Annotated in this window: 15 protein-coding genes; 4 read left to right on the top strand and 11 right to left on the bottom strand. The window is 67.2% G+C overall.

What is annotated here, in order from left to right:
- Positions 1 to 7 precede the first annotated feature (7 nt).
- Positions 8 to 2248: an EAL domain-containing protein gene (locus N7422_RS08885; RefSeq protein ID WP_279806205.1), complete on the bottom strand. Its 2241-nt coding sequence runs from the start codon at positions 2246 to 2248 to the stop codon at positions 8 to 10.
- A gap of 197 nt (positions 2249 to 2445) precedes the next feature.
- Here N7422_RS08885 and N7422_RS08880 point away from each other — a divergent pair, with 197 nt between their 5' ends.
- The 3 genes from N7422_RS08880 (at position 2446) to N7422_RS08870 (ending at position 5958) form a co-directional block, all read left to right on the top strand.
- Positions 2446 to 4065 (top strand): NADP-dependent glyceraldehyde-3-phosphate dehydrogenase, encoded by a 1620-nt coding sequence (locus tag N7422_RS08880; RefSeq protein WP_279806204.1) that lies wholly within the window; start codon positions 2446 to 2448, stop codon positions 4063 to 4065.
- A 144-nt stretch (positions 4066 to 4209) separates the two neighbouring features.
- Positions 4210 to 4677 (top strand): VOC family protein, encoded by a 468-nt coding sequence (locus tag N7422_RS08875; RefSeq protein ID WP_279806203.1) that lies wholly within the window; start codon positions 4210 to 4212, stop codon positions 4675 to 4677.
- Between the two features lie 87 nt (positions 4678 to 4764).
- The gene (locus tag N7422_RS08870; protein WP_279806202.1) at positions 4765 to 5958 is read left to right on the top strand and encodes a hypothetical protein; all 1194 of its coding nucleotides are present in this window, start codon (positions 4765 to 4767) and stop codon (positions 5956 to 5958) included.
- A 72-nt stretch (positions 5959 to 6030) separates the two neighbouring features.
- Here N7422_RS08870 and yiaY read toward each other — a convergent pair whose 3' ends face one another.
- Positions 6031 to 7179: an L-threonine dehydrogenase gene (gene yiaY, locus N7422_RS08865; protein WP_279806201.1), complete on the bottom strand. Its 1149-nt coding sequence runs from the start codon at positions 7177 to 7179 to the stop codon at positions 6031 to 6033.
- A 77-nt stretch (positions 7180 to 7256) separates the two neighbouring features.
- Positions 7257 to 8807 (bottom strand): threonine ammonia-lyase, biosynthetic, encoded by a 1551-nt coding sequence (gene ilvA, locus N7422_RS08860; RefSeq protein WP_279806200.1) that lies wholly within the window; start codon positions 8805 to 8807, stop codon positions 7257 to 7259.
- Positions 8808 to 9073: 266 nt separating this feature from the next.
- Between ilvA and alkB the strand changes: the two genes are divergently transcribed.
- On the top strand, positions 9074 to 9718 hold the full coding sequence (gene alkB / locus N7422_RS08855) for a DNA oxidative demethylase AlkB (protein WP_279806199.1): 645 nt from the start codon (positions 9074 to 9076) through the stop codon (positions 9716 to 9718).
- Positions 9719 to 9899: 181 nt separating this feature from the next.
- Here the strand turns inward: alkB and N7422_RS08850 are convergent, their stop codons facing one another.
- The 8 genes from N7422_RS08850 to N7422_RS08815 are packed head-to-tail and all read right to left on the bottom strand — an operon-like array spanning position 9900 to position 17698.
- Positions 9900 to 10859, bottom strand: coding sequence for a LysR family transcriptional regulator (locus N7422_RS08850; protein WP_279806198.1), 960 nt, complete (start codon positions 10857 to 10859; stop codon positions 9900 to 9902).
- 57 nt (positions 10860 to 10916) lie between these two features.
- Positions 10917 to 11870 carry a peptidylprolyl isomerase gene (locus N7422_RS08845; RefSeq protein WP_279806197.1) on the bottom strand — a complete coding sequence of 318 codons (954 nt, stop codon included), beginning with the start codon at positions 11868 to 11870 and terminating at the stop codon, positions 10917 to 10919.
- Complete coding sequence (locus tag N7422_RS08840) at positions 11867 to 12343, bottom strand: YbjN domain-containing protein (protein ID WP_279806196.1); 477 nt, start codon at positions 12341 to 12343, stop codon at positions 11867 to 11869. Before N7422_RS08840 ends, N7422_RS08845 begins: the two co-directional genes overlap by 4 nt.
- Positions 12344 to 12372: 29 nt before the next feature.
- Positions 12373 to 13020, bottom strand: a complete 648-nt coding sequence (locus N7422_RS08835; protein ID WP_279806195.1) for a DNA repair protein — start codon at positions 13018 to 13020, stop codon at positions 12373 to 12375.
- Positions 13021 to 13034: 14 nt separating this feature from the next.
- Positions 13035 to 14735, bottom strand: coding sequence for a putative porin (locus N7422_RS08830; RefSeq protein WP_279806194.1), 1701 nt, complete (start codon positions 14733 to 14735; stop codon positions 13035 to 13037).
- Between the two features lie 38 nt (positions 14736 to 14773).
- A complete protein-coding gene (locus N7422_RS08825) occupies positions 14774 to 15448 on the bottom strand; it encodes an energy transducer TonB (RefSeq protein WP_279806193.1) in 675 nt (224 codons plus the stop codon).
- Between the two features lie 8 nt (positions 15449 to 15456).
- Positions 15457 to 15882 carry a biopolymer transporter ExbD gene (locus tag N7422_RS08820; protein ID WP_279806192.1) on the bottom strand — a complete coding sequence of 142 codons (426 nt, stop codon included), beginning with the start codon at positions 15880 to 15882 and terminating at the stop codon, positions 15457 to 15459.
- Positions 15883 to 15892: 10 nt separating this feature from the next.
- Positions 15893 to 17698 carry a MotA/TolQ/ExbB proton channel family protein gene (locus tag N7422_RS08815; protein WP_279806191.1) on the bottom strand — a complete coding sequence of 602 codons (1806 nt, stop codon included), beginning with the start codon at positions 17696 to 17698 and terminating at the stop codon, positions 15893 to 15895.
- Positions 17699 to 17718 lie beyond the last annotated feature (20 nt).

Below are 17718 nucleotides of genomic sequence, written 5' to 3'. Positions count from 1 at the left end.
AAGCTATCTAGGGCCGCGGCGGCGGATACCGCCGTTCGTGGTTGTCGGTCAGCCAGCGGCGCAGGGCCTCGGCCGGCATCGGCCGCCCCAGCAGAAAGCCCTGTCCCTGATCACACCCGGCATTGCGCAGGAAGCCGTACTGTTCCTGGGTTTCGATGCCCTCGGCGGTGATCCGGAAGCCCAGCGCGTGCCCCAGGTCGATGATCGCCCGGGCGATGGCGATCGCGTCATCATCCCCTGGCAGGTCCTTGATGAACGCACGGTCGATCTTCAGGTGGTCGATCGGCAAGGCGCGCAGATAGGCCAAGGACGAATAGCCGGTGCCGAAGTCGTCCACCGCCGTGGCCACGCCCATGGCCTGCAGCTGCGCCAGCACGGCACAGGCCTGTTGCTGGCTCTCCATCAGCAGGCTCTCGGTGATCTCCACTTCCAGCAGGCTGGCCGGCAGGCCATGGCGCTCCAGCGCCGAGGCAAGGCTGGTCACGTAGTCGCTGCGCTCGATCTGCAAGGCGGCGACGTTGATCGCCAAGGGGCCGGATACATCACCGTTGGCGCGCCACTCGGCCAGTTGGGCGCATGCCAGCTCCAGCACTCTCTCACCCAGCGGAATGATCAACCCGGTGCGCTCGGCCAGGGGGATGAACTCGCCAGGCGACACCAGGCCATGCTCCGGATCACGCCAGCGCAACAGCGCCTCCACGCCCTCCAGCCGCCCGCTGAACAGGTCCACCTTGGGCTGGTACCACAACTCGAACTCATTGCGCTCCAGCGCCCGGCGCAGGTTGCGCTCCAGCTCCAGACGCTGCTGCAGGCGCTCGGTCATCTCCGGATGGTAGGGCCGCCAGGCGTCACGCCCGGCCTCCTTGGCCGCGTACATGGCCGTGTCGGCATGGCGCAGCAGGCTGTCGGCGTCCTCGCCATGGCGCGGACACCAGGCCAGGCCGATGCTGCCGGTGACCAGGGCGGCGTTGCCGTTGAGGTCGAAGGGCCGCTGCAGACAGCGCAGCAAGGTGCGGATCTGCTGGTTCACCTGCACCTGCGTGCCTTGCAGCATGAACACGAACTCGTCGCCACCCAGGCGGCAAACGCGATCCTGGCTGTCCAGCGCTTGCAAGAAGCGCGCGGTGGCCTGCTGCAACAGCAGGTCGCCCAGCGGATGGCCGAGGCTGTCGTTGACTTGCTTGAAACCGTCGATATCGAGCACCAGCACGGCCAGGCCGTGGCCCTGGGCGATGGCCTGGCCCAGTTGCTGCTGGAACAGCACCCGATTGGGCAGTCCGGTGATGGTGTCGTAGTGCGCCAAGCGCTCGAGCTGTGCCTGGTAGCGGCGCAGCTCGCGGTTGCGCAGTTCGAGCAGGCGCTGCTTGCGGCTGAGCTGGGCGACGAACAGGCTGAACAGGCCCGTGCAGCTCAGGGCGAACAGGAACAGCGGCGAGCCGAACAGGTCCAGGCCCGACCAGCCGCCCCGGGGCGCGGCCACCAGTTGCCACAGGCCCCCGGGCACCTGCACGGTCATGCTCACCTGCGGGTCGTCGAACAACTGCGGGTCGCCCCAGATCACGCTGCCCTGCGCGCCCTTGCCGTCGCCACCGCGCACCGCCAGCTCGAACGCGGTGTCCGGGCGCAGACCTGCGGTGAGCAGCAGCCGATCGATGTCGGCCACGATCGACACGTTGCCCCAGTAGAACTGCACACCGCGCTTGCCGGCGATGAACACCGGTCGCCGATAGATGAGTGCCCGACCGCCCTGCAGGATCGGCAGGGGCCCCGCCAGGACCGGCTGGAATTGATCGCGGGCCGATTGCAGCATGGGGAACTGCTCGGGCAACTGGCGATAGTCCAGCCCGATCAACTGTTCGTTGCCCTCACGCGGATAGACATCGCTGATCACATCCGCCGGTGCCAGCGCGATATGGCGCATGTAAGGCACCGACTGCAGGGCGTCACGGGCCATGCCGTGAAAGTGTGCCGGGCTGATGGCACCATCGGCGGCGATCAGCTGGGCGATGCCCTCGGCCTCGCCGAACGCCGTCCCCAGTTGCGCCTCCAGCGCGCCACGTATCCCGGCCAGGCGGGCGGCCAAGTTGCCCAGTTGCTCGCTGCGCTCGCGCTGGGCGTCGAGATGCCCGAGGGCGACGGAGAGGCCGATGCCGATCAGGGCGAAGCCGACCGGCAACAGGCGATTCAGGATTTGACGCAGCGTCCCATGGCTGGGCGGCTGGTCATCAGGGATGGGGGATAGGGTCATAGGTCGGCGTTGGCGATCGATTCCAGGGTTATCGGCGCCACGCGCACAATGTTGAGCGCACTCTACCGCCCATCGATCAATGCGTCCCTGGCAGGTGCCGTGTCATCGGCCCTGCGCCAGACTGGCGTTTTTCGACCGGCGAGCGCATGCTCGCAAGCTGAAACGCTTCATCACCGAATGAGAGAGGTGCAGTACCCATGGATCGTCTGCTCGACTCACTGTTTCCCACGCCTGAGGACATTCCCCAAGCCTGGCGTCTGGGGCCACCCCTGGAGCAGCGCGACTACCTGGTCGCCGGCGAACTCAGGCAATGGCACGGGCCACTGGCCACCGTGCGCAGCCCGATCTGGCTGAAGGACGGCACTGGCGAACAGCAGGTGATCCTGGGCAGCGCCCCGTTGCTCGACGCCGACACCGCGCTGACCGCCCTCGATGCCGCCGTCGCCGCCTACGACAAGGGCCGTGGCGCGTGGCCGACCCTGCGCGTGGCCGAGCGCATCCAGCATGTCGAAGCCTTTCTGGCGCGCATGCGCGAGCAGCGCAGCGCCGTGGTCAAGCTGCTGATGTGGGAAATCGGCAAGAACCTCAAGGACTCGGAAAAGGAGTTCGACCGCACCTGCGACTACATCGTCGACACCATCAATGCCCTCAAGGACCTCGACCGCCGCTCCAGCCGCTTCGAGCTCGAACAAGGTACCCTCGGCCAGATCCGCCGCGCACCACTGGGCGTGGCCTTGTGCATGGGGCCCTACAACTACCCGCTCAACGAAACCTTCACCACGCTGATTCCAGCGCTGATCATGGGCAACACCGTGGTGTTCAAGCCGGCCAAGTTCGGCGTGCTGCTGATCCGTCCGCTGCTCGAGGCGTTCCGCGACAGCTTCCCCGCCGGCGTCATCAATGTCATCTACGGCCGCGGCCGCGAGACCGTCAGCGCGCTGATGGCCAGCGGCAAGGTCGATGTGTTCGCCTTCATCGGCACCCACAAGGCCGCCAGCGACCTGAAGAAGCTCCACCCGCGCCCTCACCGCCTGCGCGCCGCTCTGGGCCTGGACGCCAAGAACCCCGGCATCGTGCTACCCCAGGTCAACCTCGACAACGCCGTCGAGGAAGCCGTCACCGGCTCGCTGTCGTTCAACGGCCAGCGCTGCACCGCACTGAAGATCCTGTTCGTGCACGAGGACGTGGTCGAACCCTTCCTCGACAAGTTCCAGCGCAAGCTGGCCGCGCTCAAGCCCGGCATGCCCTGGGAACCGGGCGTGGCGCTGACACCGCTGCCGGAGCCGGGCAAGATCGACTACCTCGACGGCCTGGTGGCGGACGCCACGGCCAAGGGCGCGCGGGTGCTCAACGAGGGTGGCGGGGAAAGCCGCGGATCGTTCTTCTACCCTGCCCTGCTGTACCCGGTGAGCCGCGACATGCGCGTCTATCACGAGGAACAGTTCGGCCCGGTGGTACCCGTGGTGCCGTACCGCGACCTGCAGACGGTGATCGACTACGTGCTCGACTCCGACTACGGCCAGCAACTGAGCCTGTTCGGCAACGACCCCGCGACCATCGGCGCACTGATCGACACCTTCGCCAACCAGGTCGGCCGCATCAACCTCAACGCCCAGTGCCAGCGCGGGCCGGACACCTATCCGTTCAATGGCCGCAAGAACAGCGCCGAAGGAACGCTGTCGGTGCATGACGCGTTGCGGGTGTTCTCCATCCGCACCCTGGTGGCGACGAAGTTCCAGGAAGCGAACAAGGAACTGATCAGCGAGATCATCCGCAACCGGCAGTCGAGCTTCCTGACCACCGACTACATCTTCTGACGCGGTTCGTGAGTGGGGCCACAACGCGGCCCCACTGTTTTTTTATAGATAAACGATATAAAGCAGCTGTCGATTTTCCACCCGCGCAAACGACTCTAATCACCAAGGTGTTGCAATCAACCCACGTGAAAGGAGAAGACGAAAATGGCAGCCAGACCCATCCCCGAAGGCCAGCACAGCCTCACGCCCTACCTGGGCATCAAGGACGCCGCCAAGGCCATCGAGTTCTACAAGAAAGCGTTCGGCGCCATCGAGATGTTCCGCCTCGAGGGCCCCGACGGCCGCGTCGGTCATGCCGAGCTGAAAATCGGCGACTCTTCGCTGATGCTGGGCGACCCGTGCGACATGGAGGGCGGCCTCAAGCCCAGCCAGACCATCGAGCACCCCGCCGTCGGCCTGCATCTGTACGTCGAGGACTGCGACAAGGTCTACGCCCAGGCCATCGCCGCCGGGGCCAGGCAGGTCAGCGAAGTGAAGGATCAGTTCTACGGCGACCGCAGCGGCACGTTGAAGGACCCGTTCAACAACCTGTGGTTCGTCTCCACCCACAAGGAAGACCTCAGCCCCGAGGAAATCCGCGCCCGCGCCGCCCAGCTGTTCGGCGGTAATTGAGCGGCCAGCGCCTAGCCGCAAGCTTCAAGTTGAAAGCCGCGCGGCTTTGCTTGAAGCTTGAGGCTTGTAGCTTGGAGCTGCCCCTCAATGCGAATCATCGAAAAAACCGGCGCCCTGGTGCGCAGCCTGACCCCGGCGGAGCAAGAACTGCTGGCAGGCTTCGCTTGCGGCACCTTGGCCGGCCCCCGCCTGCTGCAGGCCAACCAGTGGCTGATGAAGGTACGCAGCGCCAACCAGTGGCTGGCCTGCGATTGCCGCAAGGACGCCTTGCCGGTGCTCAACGTGTCGCTGAACGGCAGCACCGGCACGCTGTTCCTGCGCAACAACCCTGATACCCCCGAACACACCCCGGGCTGTCCATTCAGCAAGGATGAGCGCGAGGGCGGCGAACGGGCCGAAGAGGCTGCCCCACCCGCTTCCTGGCTCGCACCGGACACGCCGTTGCGGCTGCTTGGCGACTACCCCCGCGCCAGCGATGGCGAAGCACCCAGCTCCCCGCGCAACCCAGGCGAGCGGCGCGAGCAACAGCGCCTGCTGTCGCTGCTGCTGACCTGGATCGAAGCCAGCGGCCTGAACGTCTACGCCACCCACCTGAAGAAAGACCTCACCGCCCAGTTCGCCGAGCTGCGCGGTGTCGCCAGCCGCTATCCGTTGCTCGAACGGGTACCGGCCAGCAACTACCTGGAAACCCGCCTGGACATGAAGCACATGATGATGCTCAAGGCGCGCCTGCGCGAGGCCACGGTGTTCGGCAACCACCGCCGGCATGGTCTGTTGCTCGACTGCGTCGACCAGGTCAAGGGGCGCAAGCTGTTCAACAATCGCAGCGAGGACGGCTTCGACTTCCAGGGCCACCATCTGTACTGGGGCGGCAACCGTGCTTCGGGGCCGTTGCTGGCCCTGGCGCTGTACTCGCCGGCCAGCGCCGGCAGCCATTTCTACGAGTTGATCCATGTGGCCAGCGTGCCGGTGCTGTCGCGCGGGCACCTGTTCCCCGTGTACCGCGACGAAGAGCGTGAGCCGCTCAAAGCGCTGGTGTCGCTGATCGACTGGATGGCCAGCAAAGGGGTGAAGGTGTTGATGCGCCGCCCGGTGATCGGTGGTCAGGTGATGGACGAGCTGGTGCTGACCTCCGATCAGGACCGCGTGCTGTCGGTATCGCTGCTGGAGCGACCGATCGGCCCGGAGCCCGATGCCGAGAACTTCAAGCGCTATGCCGACTTCAAGAGCCTGGAGACCTTCCGCAAGTATGTGGCCGGGTTCTTCATGCGTGAGCGTTGAGGGCTGCGGGAGCGGGCGCCATCCACTGCGGTGTCTGCTTCGCGGGTAGACCCGCTCCCACAGGTCTCCTCACTAGAACGCCGCCTTGAAGATCGCCTCGATCTCCACCTGACTCGCCACCCGAGGATTGGTCAGGCCACAGGCATCCTTCAAAGCATTGGCCGCCAGCACCGGCACATCCTCGACCCGGGCCCCCAGCTCCGCCAGCCCCGCCGGAATGCCGATGGCCGCCGCCAGGTGCTCGATGGCCGAAATCGCCGCGCCGGCGCCCTGCTCCGCATCCAGCCCGCAGACCTTCACGCCCATGGCCTTGGCCACGTCACGCAACCGCGCGGCGCTGACCTTGGCGTTGAAGCGCTGCACATGGGGCAGCAGCACCGCATTGCACACACCGTGAGGCAAGTCGTAATAGCCGCCCAGCTGGTGCGCCATGGCATGCACGTAGCCCAGCGAGGCATTGTTGAACGCCATGCCCGCCAGGAACTGCGCGTAGGCCATGTTCTCCCGGGCCGAGAGGTCGCCGCCGTCAGCGACCGCCTGGCGCAGGTTGTCGCTGATCAGGCTGATGGCCTTGAGCGCGCAGGCGTCGGTGATCGGCGTGGCGGCGGTCGACACATAGGCCTCGATGGCGTGGGTCAGCGCATCCATGCCAGTGGCGGCGGTCAGGCCCTTGGGCATGCCGACCATCAGCGCCGGGTCGTTGACCGAGAGGATCGGCGTGACATTGCGATCGACGATGGCCATTTTCACCTGCCGCTGCTCGTCGGTGATGATGCAGAAGCGGGTCATCTCGCTGGCCGTGCCCGCCGTGGTGTTGATCGCGATCAGTGGCAGTTGCGCCTTGGCGGAGCGGTCCACGCCCTCGTAGTCGCGGATATGCCCACCGTTGGTGGCGCACAGGGCGATGCCCTTGGCGCAGTCATGGGGCGAGCCGCCGCCAAGGGAAATCACGCAGTCGCACCCTTCGCGCCGGAGCATCGCCAGGCCCGCCTCGACATTGGCGATGCTCGGGTTGGGCTTGGCGCCATCGAACACCCGCGAGTCGATGTCGCGCATGGCCAGCAGGCCGGCGATGCGCTCGGCGACGCCGGCCTTGACCAGCCCGGTGTCGGTGACGATCAGCGCCTTGCGCAGGCCGTAGCCCGCGATCGCCGCCATCGCCTCGTCCAGGCAGTCGATGCCCATGATGTTCACGGCGGGGATGAAGAATGTGCTGCTCATGGCCGGATCCTCTCAAGCTGACGGTAGAGTTCGAGGATCCGCCTGAATGAAGCGCGGCGCGTTGACCCAGCGCAACCCTAGCCCATGAACAGGCGATACGCCGGATTCTGCGTCTCGTCCCAGTACTGGTAGCCCATTTCGTCCAACGCCCGGGGCAACCCGGCCAGCTCGTCATCGGGCACCTCCAGCCCGGCGAACACCCGTGCTTGCGCCGCACCGTGGTTGCGGTAATGGAACAGGCTGATGTTCCAGCGCTTGCCCAGCCGCTCGAGGAAACCCAGCAAGGCGCCCGGCCGCTCGGGGAACTCGAAGCGCAGTACCCGCTCGTCCGCCCCCGGCGCCGCATGGCCGCCGACGGTATGGCGTACGTGCAGCTTGGCCAGTTCGTTATCCGTCAGGTCGAGCACCTGATAGCCCTGCTCGCGCAGGCTGGCCAACAGCTGTTCGCGCGGATCGTGTTGAGGATGGGTCTGCACGCCGACGAACAACCGTGCCTCCTTGCCTGGGTAGTAGCGGTAGTTGAATTCGGTGATCTGGCGCTTGCCCAGCGCCAGGCAGAAGGCGCGGAAGCTGCCCGGCCGCTCGGGGATGGTCACGGCGATGATCGCCTCGCGCTGCTCGCCCAGCTCCGCGCGCTCGGCGACATGGCGCAGGCGGTCGAAGTTGACGTTGGCGCCGGAATCGATAGCCACCAGGGCCTGGCCTTGCACGCCTTCACGGGCCACGTATGTCTTGATGCCTGCCACCGCCAGGGCGCCGGAAGGCTCGGTGATCGAACGGGTGTCGTCATAGATGTCCTTGATCGCCGCGCACAGCTCGTCACTGCTCACGGTGATCACCTCGTCGACGAAGTGGCGGCACAGCTCGAAACAGTGCGCGCCGATCTGCGCCACCGCCACGCCATCGGCGAACGTGCCGACCTGTGGCAGGATCACCCGCTCGCCAGCCGCCAAGGCCGCCTGCAGGCAGTTGGAGTCCTCCGGTTCGACACCGATCACCTTCACCTCCGGACGCAGGTACTTGACGTAGGCGGCGATGCCGGCGATCAGCCCGCCGCCGCCCACCGGCACGAAGATCGCGTGCAACGCGCCGGGGTGCTGGCGCAGGATCTCCATGGCCACGGTACCTTGCCCGGCGATCACGTCGGGGTCGTCGAACGGCGGCACGAAGGTGGCGCCGTCACGCTCGGCCAGGGCCAGTGCGTGGGCCAGCGCATGGGGGAAGCTCTCGCCATGCAGCACCACCTGCCCGCCGCGCGAACGCACCCCCTCGACCTTCAGCGAAGGCGTGGTGGTCGGCATGACGATGGTGGCCTTCAGGCCCAGGCGCGAGGCCGCCAGTGCCACCCCCTGGGCATGGTTGCCGGCAGACGCGGTGATCACCCCGCGCTCGCGCTGCTCGGCTGTCAGGCGCGACAGGCGGGTGTAGGCGCCACGGATCTTGAAGGAAAACGTCGGCTGCAGGTCCTCGCGCTTGAGCAGGACCTGGTTGCCAAGGGCGGCGGACAAGGCCGGCGCAGGCTGCAGCGGCGTCTCGATGGCCAGGTCGTACACGGGCGCCGAAAGAATGCGGCGCACCTGCGCGGACAGCAGTTGCAGGGGCGTTGCGGGGGTACGAAGGCTGGTCATCGATGACTCCTGGTGGTTTTGCAGTGCCCAGGAGTCAGAGAGAAGAAACCCGCCTCCAGGGCGGGTTCAGTGCATGTGTGCGCTAGCCCGCCAAACTGATAATGGCGGTAATAATGCTGAGGGCGCGACACTGCGGGAATGTGTTCATGGGCAGAGAAACTAGCCTGGCTCATGGGTGCAAGTCAACACTCAGGTTTCGTCGGGCCCCCGAGCTCCACGCCGCGTCAAACGCTACAATCGCCCATCGCCTCTTGGTAGCACGCCGCATGATCCAGTCCCACCTCGACCTGTTCGGCCGACAGCCGCAACGCCTGGCCGGCCATACCGTGCTGCTGCCCGGCTTCGCCCTGGCCGACCTCGAACCCTTGCTCGACGCCCTGCGCCCGGTCCTGCGTGCGGCGCCATGGCGACACATGAGCACGCCCGGCGGGCTGCGCATGGCCGTGGCGCTGACCAATTGCGGCGCATTGGGCTGGGTCAGCGACCAGCACGGCTACCGCTACAGCCCCATCGACCCGCTCAGCGGCTCGCCCTGGCCCGCCCTGCCCAGAATCCTGCTCGACCTGGCCGGCCACGCCGCCGCCCAGGCCGGTTTCGACGGTTTCGTCCCTGATGCCTGCCTGATCAACCACTATGTGCCGGGCACCCGCCTGAGCCTGCACCAGGATCGCGACGAGGCGGATTTCGGCCAGCCGATCGTGTCGATCTCGCTGGGTTTGCCGGCCGTGTTCCTGTTCGGCGGGATGCAGCGCTCGGACCGTGCTGAACGGATACCCTTGAGCCATGGCGACGTGCTGGTATGGGGCGGCGAGGACCGGCTTCGATTTCACGGTGTGCTGCCCATCAAGCCCGGTGTGCACCCACGCATGGGCGAGCGGCGGATCAACCTGACCTTGCGCAAGGCGGGTTGAGCGCCAAGGAGCCTGGCACCCGCTTCGCAGGTGTTCGATGGTAAACCACACACAGCGGCTGCACTGACTTCAAGTCATGCGCCATTCCTGTGGGAGCGGGTTTACCCGCGAAGCAGGCGGCACGGTGGATGGCACGGGCTACGCCCGCTCCTACGGGGATCACCGGCAGCGCCGGCACCGCTCAATCCCCGACGAACCACTCGCGCCGCTCATCGAACGCGGCCCGGATGGCACCCACCATCACCTGCACCAACGGATCGCCCGCGGTCTCGGTATTCACCGCGAGCCATGCCCGCCGACGCATCGGCTCTCGGAACAATCCAGGCAATGCCAGCAGGCCACGATCCAGATGGCTCGCGTAGTGAGGCAGCAGGCCCACACTGGCGCTGCACTTGATCAGTTGACAGTACATCTCGTAGTCCTGGATCTGCGTCACCCCGCCGGCGCGCGTGCGCAGCAGCACCTGCCACGGCGTCAGCGCCTGTACCCCCGACTCTCCCTGCCATTGCACCAGCATGTAGTCCTGCAGATCCGCCAGGTGCGTCGGTCGGTTGGCTTCGCGGGCATAGCGCTTGGCGATATGCGGCAGATACTCGAGAGTGGCCAGCGCTTCGGGTGCGGTTCCGGCAAAATCGGCGGGACGTTGCAGATCACCCAGCCACAGCGCCACATCGGCCATCTGCTCCGGCCCCTGGCGCCCGTCGAGCGTGGCGACTTCCAGGCGCATGCCCGCATGCTGGCGAACGAAATTGATCAGGTTGCGACCCAGCAGGTCCTGCAGCAGCGGTTCGGCCACCGCCAGGCGTACGACAGCGCCCTCCACCCGGGGTGCAGGCACGGGCAAGGTCGGTTCACGCGCCTGAAGAATCTGCAGCAGGCGCTCCCCTTGCTGACTGAGCACCGGGTTGTTGTTGCGGTTGACGAACAGGCTGTAGCCCAGGCGCGCCTCCAGCGCCGCCAGGCGTTTGCGCAGCGCCACCGGTTTCAGGTTGAGCCGCCGCGCCGCCTGCATGAAACAGCCACAGCGGGCAGTGATGATGAAACAGTCCTGGGTCTGCTCGTCCAGGGCCAGCGGCACCTGGGGGCGAACCACAGCAACGGTGGTTTCCGGGGGCCGCCCCCGGGACAGATCGATCGGCATCCCTCGCCTCCCCCGGGCCCGTCTGGACAGGCCCGGTTCTTCCATGGTTGTTGAGGATCAGCGGCTGCTTTCCAGTACCTGATTGAGTGCCGCGCCATCGATACTCAAGGTCGCGGTGTCGAACATGCCCTCGACATACGCCTTGGCCACCTGTTCCTGGCGCTGGGCGCGCAGCAGTTCGCGCAGGCGTGGCGCGACCTCTTCCAGCGTCGCGGCGCGGGCCGGCTGCTGCTCGACCAGCTTGATGATGTGGTAGCCCGCCGCGCTCTGCACCGGCTCGCTGACCGCGCCGACCTTGAGCTTGGGCACCACCCCGCGCACCTCCGGCAGCAGTTGCACCAGGGCTTGCAGGCCGGTATCACCGCCCTTGGCCGCCGTACCGGCATCCTGCGAGTGCTCGCGGGCCAGGGCGGCGAAGTCCGCCTCCGCAGCCTGCGCCTGCTTGGCCAACGCCTGGGCCTGCTTGCGCACGGCCTCGTCGTCTTTGGGGTTTTCGACCCGCAGGAAGATCTGGCTCAGGCGGTAGCGCGCCGGCAACTGCAAGCCAGCCTTGCCCGCCTCGTACGCCTGCTTGAGCTCCGCGTCGCTGGGGTAGTCGTCGGGGACCTTGCTCACCGAATTGAGATAGTCGCGCAGGACGATCTGCTCGGTGGCCGCCCGGGTCTGCGCCTGGACGTCCGGACGCTGCAGCCAGCCCTGGGCCTCGGCCTGCTGGTACAGGGCCTTTTCCGCCAGGCGTGCGCGAATCCAGGCCTCCAGCGCCGGACGGTCGCCGCGCAGGTTGGCGCGGGCATCTTGCGGCAACTGCGCGAACAGGGCCTTGAGCTCGCCACTGCCGACTTGCTGCTCGCCAAGGCGCGCCAGGGTCTGGCCGTTGTCGCCCGGCGCCTGCGCGGTGGCAGGCGCACGCGCCGCCGCCACCGGCTCGGCGCCCGGGCGCAAGGCCAGGGCGACCGCCACCGCGACGATGGCCAGCGCCCCCACGCCGGCCCACAAGGTACGCGCCGTCACGACGCGTTCGCCTCATCCTGTTCGACCTGCCTGGACGCCTGGTCAGCAACGTTGCGGCTGTAATCCCGCAGGTAGACGATGAACTCCTGCAGCAGGCGATCCCACAGCAGCAGGCTGCCCAGCAGATGCTTCTCGCTGACGCCATCGGCGACCACCACATCCTTCTCCATCACCAGGAACTCGCCCTGTACCGACAGGCGAGCGAAGCGACGGCTGGCGTTCCAGCGCTCGGCCAGGCCGGCCGGCAACTCGCCCTGGATGCGCAGGGCGCAACTGAAGGTGAAGTCGAGGAACTCGCCGTCCTGATTGGCGGCACGGTTGCCGAAACGTACGGCATAGCCCACGCCCTGGCTGGCACTGAGCAACTGCACCACGGCGTTCTGCTCGGTGCGGTTGACCCGGCAGCCGGCATCCTGCAGCAGCTTGGTCAGGGAGTCGGCGCTAACGGTTTCGATCAGGGTGACTTCGGTCATGTGCTTACTTCCTTGCGTTGAGAAAAACGTCACTGGGCCGCGCCCTGCGGGGCGTCGAACTGGCTCTCGTAGAGTTTGTCGCCATAGGCCTGGGCCAGCTCCTCGAACCTGACCCGGGCACCGCCGGCAAAGGGCTGGCGCATCTTCACGACATCGGCGATATCGACCTTCTCGTAGGCGGCCAGCATTTCCTTGGCCACCCCGTACATCTGCTGGTTGCGCGCCAGGCATTGCTGGACCTGGCCATCGCGCTCGCCGAGCCGCGCCTGCAGGCTGGCCCGCTCGCTTTCCTTGGCGCGCGCCATGCCCAGCAGCTCTTCATAGGCTTGCTTGTACTTGTGCAGTTGCTCGTTGCTGCTGGCCACCAGCGCCTGGGCCTGGTGCTGCACCGACTGCTGCTGGCCGCTCAGTTGCTCGTTCTGGCCGCGAGCCCTGGCCAGTTGCGCGGTAAGTTCGCGTACCTGGCCCAGCGCGGCGTCACGCTGCTGCTCGGCGGCCTGGCGGGCAGCGCTGGCCTGGGCCTGCTCGCTCTGCAGTGCCTGCAACTGTTGAGTGGTGCTGCGCAACTGGGCGCGCAGGCGTTCCTCGAGGGTTTCGGCCGACGCCGAAGCCGCCAGGCTCGCGCCCAGGGCCAGCATCAGCCAGGTGCAAAGACGGCGATAAGCTCCCTTGTTCATGAGGTGCTCCTTCCCTAGAACCGCGTGTTGACTTCAAGTTGTAGCACATCGATATCAAACGGCGCGCCGTAGACCGCTTCGCTGCTCAACCAACGCGCTGTAGCGTAGACGTTGTTGGCCAGACCGTAGTTGCCACCCAGGAAATAGCCTTTGGCGTTGGTGCCGCCGAGGTGGAAGCTCGAGTCGTTGAAACCGTCGGGCAAGGCGTCGGGCTCGATGCGCTTGTAGCCGGCGAACAGGTTCCAGTCGCCGGCCTTGCGCATGTCCAGGGCGTTGCCCAGGGTGAACTGGAACATCCAGGCGTCGCCACCGCTCTTGATGTTGCCGTTCTCGTCGACGTTGTTGGCCAGCTGGCCGGCGGAGCGCTTGCGCATGTCGCCTTCGTCGTAGGCCAGGTTGTGCACGTAGTCGACCTGGCTGCGCAGCTTGAAGTCATGCGGCAGGTCGGCGTCCCAGACCAGGTTCAGGTCGAGCAGTTCGAACTCCGAGGCGATGCCGACGAACTGTGGCTGCGCGGTCGCGGTCGGGTTGGCCGGGTTGGGCGTGATGTCACGCAGCAGGAACACCGTGTTGCCCTTCTGCATGAAGGTCGGCCGGGTCTCGTCGGTGTCGCAGGCGGGCTGACCATCCCAGGGGGCGCAGGGGCTGGAGCGCGAGCCGGCGATATCGTCGAAGCGGTAGTAGGCTGCCGCGCCCTTGAGCCGGTGGTGGTCGTTGATCGCCCACTTGGCACCGAGCTGGGCGCCGTACAGCCACTTGTTCTCGCTGTCTTCCTTGTCGAAGCCGTTGCTGCTGGCGCTGTCGTCGCTGTACTGCACCGGGAACGCGCCCACCGTGCCGAACAGGCTGAGGTCGCGGTTGACCGGCTGGTCGAACAGCGCCGCCACGCCGTCGAAGTTGAGGTCGTGGGAATACAGGATGTCGGTGGACATGAACGGATTGGCGATACGGCCACCGGTCAGGGTCAGGCGCTCGCTCGGGCTCCAGCTGATGTAGCCCTGGTCGAGCCACAGGTCCTTCTTGCCGAAACCACCGCCCAGGTTCTGGGTGGTCGACACCGGATTGTTGTTGGAGCCGGTGGCGACACGGATGCCGGCCACCCAGTCCTCGGCCAGTTGCGCCTTGAGCCCGAAGCGGGCGCGCAGGCGCAGGATGCTGTCGCGATCCTCGCGGGTGTTGAGCAGCGGCGGCAGGCTCGAACTGCTGTTGGGGTTGACGTCGTAGGGCCCCTTGTCGTTGAGCTTGGCGAAGTCGACGATCTCGTTGCTGTTGCCATCGGCGTAGGAGCGCGACTCGCCGCGCAGGCGCACATCGCCGTCGAAACTGATGCGCGAGGCCCAGTCGGGGAAGGTGTTGGGCGCGGCCCAGTTTTCCTGCTTGGCGGTGCTCATCACCTCGGCCTTGATTTCGTCGCGAATCTGCTGGCGGACGATCGCCGGCACGTACTGCACGCGCACTTCACCGTTGGCCGCCGGGGCCTGGGCGACGATCGGCGCGGCGCTGCTCGCGGCCCGGGCGTCCCGGGCCTCGCGCTCGGCCTGGGCAATCAGCGCATCGGCCTTGTCCTGCTTGAGCACGCCCTGCTCCACCAGCAGGCGGATCAGGTTGACGGTCGCGTTCTCCGACGGCGAAGCCTGGGCGACGGCCGGACCGACCGCGGTGGCGGCGGCCAGCAGGCCGAGCGCCAGGGTCAATCGGTTCACTGGGCACTTCATGGGTTTGCAACTCCTGTAGGTCGGTCGTGCTTCGTTGTTCATGGCCGGCGCCCTTGCAGGGCGATCTTCACCGGCAAGGTGAGGCTGGCGGGTGGGCGCTGGTCGAGGGCCGGTGCCGCGCGCAAGGCGGCGACCACCTGGGCGTCGACCTCGGGCTCGCCGCTGCCGCGCAGCAGCTCGACCCGGGTGATCTCCCCAGCGGCGCTGAGCCAGATCTCGGCCTGCAGGTTGAACACCAGGTTGCGCAGCTCAGGGTTGTCGCGCAGCAGGCGCTGGAAGGCGTAGGCCAGGTACTGGCTGTAGGTGCCACTGCCCAGGCCACCACCGCCGCCACCGGCCATGCCGCCGCCCTTGCCGGCGCCGACGTTGAAGCTGTCGTTGCCGGACTGCGCGTCACCGTCCATCTGCATCGGCTCGGCCAGGTCCTGGGCCGGGTCCGGAGCGTCCTCGGCGGGCTTGACTTCTTCGGCCTCGGGCACGGGTTCGGGCTCGACGAGCTTCTCCTCGACCGGCGGTTCGGGCGCCTTGGGCGGCTCCGGTGGCGGCGGCGGCGGAGGTGGCGGCAGCGGAATGATCGCTGGCACCTTGGGCGCCTCGCGGCGCACCCCGGCCATGTCGTTGGCCCACTGCCACAGCAGCCAGGCCAGGCCCGCGCCGATCACGGCGAGCACGGCCCAGGTCAGCAGCTGGCGGGGGTTGGCTTTACGTTCCATGCCCGCCCTCATCCCTGGTTCGGCTTGCCGGTGACCAGCCCGACCTGGGCCAGTTCGAGACGGCGCAGCAGGTCGAGCACCTCGACCACCTTCTGGTACTGCACGCCGGCATCGCCGCGCACGATCAGCGGGAAGTCCGGGTTGCGCGCCTTCTCGCTGCGCAGGCGGTCCTCCAGCTCCTGCAGGGTCACCGGGTAGGCGTCGAGAAACACCTGCCCGGCATCGTTGATCGAGATCGCCTTGGTCTTGGGCTGGGCCAGCGACACCGAGGCGCTGGCCTTGGGCAGCTGTACCTGGATGCCGGAGACCTGGGCGGTGGCGGTGAGGATGAACATCACCAGCACCACCATCAGCACGTCCACCAGTGGGGTGATGTTGATGCTGTCCACCGCGGCGTCGGCTTCATCGTCATGGGCGTTGTTCACGGATGCCATGGCCGCGCCCTCACGCCGGAACCGACGGGTTGACACTGCGCCCGGCCGGGCGCTGCGCCACTTCACCGGCCTGGCCCTCGCCATGCAGCTCGGCCAGTCGGGTGATGAACTCGTCGACGAACACCCGCATGTCGGCGCTGACCTCGCGGTTGCGGGTGGTCAGGCGGTTGTAGCCGAACAGCGCGGGGATGGCGACGAACAGGCCCATGGCGGTGGCCAGTAGCGCGGCGGCCATGCCCGGGGCGATGGCATTGATGTTCACGTCACCGGCCATGGCGGTGCCGAGAAACACCACCATGATCCCCAGCACGGTGCCCAGCAGGCCAATGTAGGGCCCCCCGGCGATGGCGTTGGACAGGGTCGAGAGCTTCGCCGACAGCGCCTGGTTCTCGCGGGTGCGCACGCCATCCATGGAGCAGCGGATGGCCTCGATGGTGGCGGCGGACACCGCGGTGGTGTCGGCGCCCTGTGCCCGACGGGTGCGGATCTCCTGCACCGCCACCAGATACAGGCGCCACAGCGGCGAGTCGTTCAGGCGCTCGTGCAGCGTTTGCTCGTCGGCGAACTGCTCCAGGCGCGTGCCCACCGTGGCGAACTGTTCGCGGAAGCGGGTATTGGCGGCGGTCACCCGGTTCAGGGTGCGCTGCTTGCGCAGCATGATCACCCACGACTGCACCATCATCAGCACCAGGATGGCGATGATCACCCAGGCATCCACCGGCACTGCCTTGAGCAGGAAGCCCAGGCCGCCGAAGCCGAAGCCCGACTGCTCTTCGTCAACGCCATATGCCACCAGGCGCGATTCGGCGCCCTGGGCCAGCACATCGGCCTGCAGGCTGGCCTGACTGCGGGCGACCCGGGAGACGCGCAATTCGTCCAGGGCACCGACGAACGGGGCGAAGCCGCTGGCCGGCTCGCCCTCGGCCGGCGGCAGGTCGCCACCGATGCCGAGCGCACCGCTGAAGGCCGCCGGGCTGGCGGCCAGACGGGCCACCGCCTGACCTTCGAGCAGCAGGTTCAGGTTGCCGCCCTCGCCCACCAGCGCCAGGTGCTGCCATTGACCGGCGGTCACGGCCTGGTTGGCATTGGCGCGCTGGCCATCGACCTCGACGAAGGGCACGCCCTGGGCCAAGCCCAGCAGCAGGCTGTGGCCAGACTCGCGACGGGCCAGCAGCAGCTGGTCGCCCACGGCCTGGTCCTGGCGCAACCAGACGCTGAAGGTGAAGGCGGCGCCAGCCGGCAACTGCAGCGAGGCGCTGGCCGGCAGTTGCAGTGCCTGGCCGCCGAGCTGGATGGCCCGGCCGATCACACCATCGACGCTGACCGTCGGCCCCTGCAACTGATTGCCGTAGGGGCTGTCATCACGCACGGTGGCGCCGTCGAAGTGGTACAGCGCGGTGTAGTCGGCGTCGAAGGCGGGCTGCCCGGCGGGGGCCTGGGCCTTCGGGTTGCCGTAGTACATCCACAGATCCTGACGCTGACCGGCCTCGATGCGTGGCACGTCCACCCAGATCAGCGCCATGCCCATCAGCGGGTCGAACTGCTCGACATGGTGGTTGAGCACGGTCTTGTCGTCGGCGCTGACGAAACGGATATCCGCCCCGGTCTCGCTGACGCCGTCGAAGCTGAAGTTGCCGGTGTGCAGGCGCACCAGCAGCGCGGTGCGGCCCAACGGCTGGGTCAGGCCGGCGCCCTGGGGCGTGGTGTCCACGGCGATCTGCTTGCGGTACATCCAGTCGTCCTGCCACCAGGCACTGGCGCTGCCCGGCAGGGCGAAGCCCAGACAGAGCAGCAGGGTCAATATCAGGCGTTGCATGAGAGGTCTCCAGGTCGATG

The sequence above is a fragment of the Pseudomonas sp. GD04091 genome (assembly GCF_029836165.1).
In the GTDB taxonomy this organism is placed as follows: domain Bacteria; phylum Pseudomonadota; class Gammaproteobacteria; order Pseudomonadales; family Pseudomonadaceae; genus Aquipseudomonas.
Note: the sequence above shows the minus strand (reverse complement) of the source record. Positions and strands in the feature narration are given on the sequence as shown.

What these genes read in the sequence shown, in the direction of transcription:
- N7422_RS08885 (WP_279806205.1), bottom strand. Translation starts at nt 2,248, where the DNA reads ATGACCCTATCCCCCATCCCTGATGACCAGCCGCCCAGCCATGGGACG.
- N7422_RS08880 (WP_279806204.1), top strand. Translation starts at nt 2,446, where the DNA reads ATGGATCGTCTGCTCGACTCACTGTTTCCCACGCCTGAGGACATTCCC.
- N7422_RS08875 (WP_279806203.1), top strand. Translation starts at nt 4,210, where the DNA reads ATGGCAGCCAGACCCATCCCCGAAGGCCAGCACAGCCTCACGCCCTAC.
- N7422_RS08870 (WP_279806202.1), top strand. Translation starts at nt 4,765, where the DNA reads ATGCGAATCATCGAAAAAACCGGCGCCCTGGTGCGCAGCCTGACCCCG.
- yiaY (WP_279806201.1), bottom strand. Translation starts at nt 7,179, where the DNA reads ATGAGCAGCACATTCTTCATCCCCGCCGTGAACATCATGGGCATCGAC.
- ilvA (WP_279806200.1), bottom strand. Translation starts at nt 8,807, where the DNA reads ATGACCAGCCTTCGTACCCCCGCAACGCCCCTGCAACTGCTGTCCGCG.
- alkB (WP_279806199.1), top strand. Translation starts at nt 9,074, where the DNA reads ATGATCCAGTCCCACCTCGACCTGTTCGGCCGACAGCCGCAACGCCTG.
- N7422_RS08850 (WP_279806198.1), bottom strand. Translation starts at nt 10,859, where the DNA reads ATGCCGATCGATCTGTCCCGGGGGCGGCCCCCGGAAACCACCGTTGCT.
- N7422_RS08840 (WP_279806196.1), bottom strand. Translation starts at nt 12,343, where the DNA reads ATGACCGAAGTCACCCTGATCGAAACCGTTAGCGCCGACTCCCTGACC.
- N7422_RS08835 (WP_279806195.1), bottom strand. Translation starts at nt 13,020, where the DNA reads ATGAACAAGGGAGCTTATCGCCGTCTTTGCACCTGGCTGATGCTGGCC.
- N7422_RS08830 (WP_279806194.1), bottom strand. Translation starts at nt 14,735, where the DNA reads ATGAAGTGCCCAGTGAACCGATTGACCCTGGCGCTCGGCCTGCTGGCC.
- N7422_RS08825 (WP_279806193.1), bottom strand. Translation starts at nt 15,448, where the DNA reads ATGGAACGTAAAGCCAACCCCCGCCAGCTGCTGACCTGGGCCGTGCTC.
- N7422_RS08820 (WP_279806192.1), bottom strand. Translation starts at nt 15,882, where the DNA reads ATGGCATCCGTGAACAACGCCCATGACGATGAAGCCGACGCCGCGGTG.
- N7422_RS08815 (WP_279806191.1), bottom strand. Translation starts at nt 17,698, where the DNA reads ATGCAACGCCTGATATTGACCCTGCTGCTCTGTCTGGGCTTCGCCCTG.